This window comes from Sporosarcina aquimarina, assembly GCF_019748715.1.
GTDB classification, from domain to species: Bacteria; Bacillota; Bacilli; order Bacillales_A; family Planococcaceae; genus Sporosarcina; species Sporosarcina newyorkensis.
Window position 1 is genome coordinate 1 of the sequence record NZ_JACLBZ010000018.1, and the last position, 2,985, is coordinate 2,985.

A 2,985-nucleotide genomic window follows, 5' to 3' on the forward strand; every position below is an offset into this window, starting at 1 on the left:
TAGGTTAAGTTAGAAAGGGCGCACGGCGGATGCCTTGGCACTAGGAGCCGATGAAGGACGGCACTAACACCGATATGCTTCGGGGAGCTGTAAGTAAGCTTTGATCCGAAGATTTCCGAATGGGGAAACCCACTGTCCGTAATGGGACAGTACGTTCACGTGAATACATAGCGTGATCGTGGCACACCCGGAGAACTGAAACATCTAAGTACCCGGAGGAAGAGAAAGAAAATCGATTCCCTTAGTAGCGGCGAGCGAAACGGGAAGAGCCCAAACCAGGAAGCTTGCTTCCTGGGGTTGTAGGACACTCTATACGGAGTTACAAAGGAATGCATTAGACGAAGCGATCTGGAAAGATCCGCCGCAGTGGGTAACAGCCCCGTAGTCGAAAGTGCATTCCCTCCAGAGTGGATCCTGAGTACGGCGGAACACGTGAAATTCCGTCGGAATCCGGGAGGACCATCTCCCAAGGCTAAATACTCCCTAGTGACCGATAGTGAACCAGTACCGTGAGGGAAAGGTGAAAAGCACCCCGGAAGGGGAGTGAAATAGAACCTGAAACCGTGTGCCTACAAATTGTCAGAGCCCGTTAATGGGTGATGGCGTGCCTTTTGTAGAATGAACCGGCGAGTTACGATTCCATGCAAGGTTAAGCTGAGAAAGCGGAGCCGCAGCGAAAGCGAGTCTGAATAGGGCGCATGAGTATGGGGTCGTAGACCCGAAACCAGGTGATCTACCCATGTCCAGGGTGAAGGTCAGGTAACACTGACTGGAGGCCCGAACCCACGTATGTTGAAAAATGCGGGGATGAGGTGTGGGTAGCGGTGAAATTCCAATCGAACCTGGAGATAGCTGGTTCTCTCCGAAATAGCTTTAGGGCTAGCCTCAAACGAAAGAATCTCGGAGGTAGAGCACTGTTTGGACGAGGGGCCCATCCCGGGTTACCGAATTCAGACAAACTCCGAATGCCGATGATTTATGTTTGGGAGTCAGACGGTGGGTGATAAGATCCATCGTCGAGAGGGAAACAGCCCAGACCACCAGTTAAGGTCCCCAAGTATCCGTTAAGTGGAAAAGGATGTGGCGCTGCCCAGACAACCAGGATGTTGGCTTAGAAGCAGCCATCATTTAAAGAGTGCGTAATAGCTCACTGGTCGAGTGGCGCTGCGCCGAAAATGTACCGGGGCTAAACGGATCACCGAAACTGTGGATTGACGCAAGTCAATGGTAGGAGAGCGTTCCAAGGGCGTTGAAGCTAGACCGGAAGGACTGGTGGAGCGCTTGGAAGTGAGAATGCCGGTATGAGTAGCGAAAGAAGGGTGAGAATCCCTTCCACCGAATGCCTAAGGTTTCCTGAGGAAGGCTCGTCCGCTCAGGGTTAGTCAGGACCTAAGTCGAGGCCGATAGGCGTAGACGATGGACAACAGGTTGATATTCCTGTACCACCTCCCCGCCGTTTGAGTAATGGGGGGACGCAGTAGGATAGGGTGAGCACGCAGTTGGTTGCGTGTCTAAGCAGTGAGGTGGAGAACGAGGCAAATCCCGTTCTCATATAACACTAGGCTGTGATGGCAAGGAGAATTGTCTCCGGAGTCCCTGATTTCACACTGCCAAGAAAAGCCTCTAGCGAGGCGGGAGGTGCCTGTACCGCAAACCGACACAGGTAGGCGAGGAGAGAATCCTAAGGTGATCGAGAGAACTCTCGTTAAGGAACTCGGCAAAATGACCCCGTAACTTCGGGAGAAGGGGTGCTCTGGTAGGGTGAATAGCCCGAGAGAGCCGCAGTGAATAGGCCCAGGCGACTGTTTAGCAAAAACACAGGTCTCTGCAAAACCGTAAGGTGACGTATAGGGGCTGACGCCTGCCCGGTGCTGGAAGGTTAAGAGGAGGGGTTAGCGCAAGCGAAGCTCTGAATTGAAGCCCCAGTAAACGGCGGCCGTAACTATAACGGTCCTAAGGTAGCGAAATTCCTTGTCGGGTAAGTTCCGACCCGCACGAAAGGCGTAACGATCTGGGCACTGTCTCAACGAGAGACTCGGTGAAATTATAATATGCGTGAAGATGCGCATTACCCGCGACAGGACGGAAAGACCCCGTGGAGCTTTACTGTAGCCTGATATTGAATTCCGGTGCAGCCTGTACAGGATAGGTAGGAGCCTTGGATTCCGGAGCGCCAGCTTCGGAGGAGGCGTTGGTGGGATACTACCCTGGCTGTATTGGACTTCTAACCCATGCCCGTGATCCGGGCAGGAGACAGTGTCAGGTGGGCAGTTTGACTGGGGCGGTCGCCTCCTAAAGAGTAACGGAGGCGCCCAAAGGTTCCCTCAGAATGGTTGGACATCATTCGTAGAGTGCAAAGGCATAAGGGAGCTTGACTGCGAGACCTACAAGTCGAGCAGGGTCGAAAGACGGGCTTAGTGATCCGGTGGTTCCGCATGGAAGGGCCATCGCTCAACGGATAAAAGCTACCCCGGGGATAACAGGCTTATCTCCCCCAAGAGTCCACATCGACGGGGAGGTTTGGCACCTCGATGTCGGCTCGTCGCATCCTGGGGCTGTAGTCGGTCCCAAGGGTTGGGCTGTTCGCCCATTAAAGCGGCACGCGAGCTGGGTTCAGAACGTCGTGAGACAGTTCGGTCCCTATCCGTCGCGGGCGCAGGAAATTTGAGAAGAGCTGTCCTTAGTACGAGAGGACCGGGATGGACATACCGCTGGTGTACCAGTTGTCTTGCCAAAGGCATCGCTGGGTAGCTATGTATGGACGGGATAAATGCTGAAAGCATCTAAGCATGAAGCCCCCTTCAAGATGAGATTTCCCATTACGCAAGTAAGTAAGATCCCTCAAAGATGATGAGGTGGATAGGTCTGGGGTGGAAGCACGGCGACGTGTGCAGCTGACAGATACTAATCGATCGAGGACTTAACCTATTTTAAGAAGTACTACTTGAGGTACACAATGTCTTTTATTCAGTTTTGAGTGAACAA

At 53.1% G+C, this 2,985-nt stretch carries 1 rRNA gene; it reads left to right on the forward strand.

Features of this window, described 5'->3' with window-relative positions:
- Window positions 1–2: 2 nt before the first annotated feature.
- Window positions 3–2,928, forward strand: a 23S ribosomal RNA gene (locus H7J92_RS10080).
- Window positions 2,929–2,985: the final 57 nt, after the last annotated feature.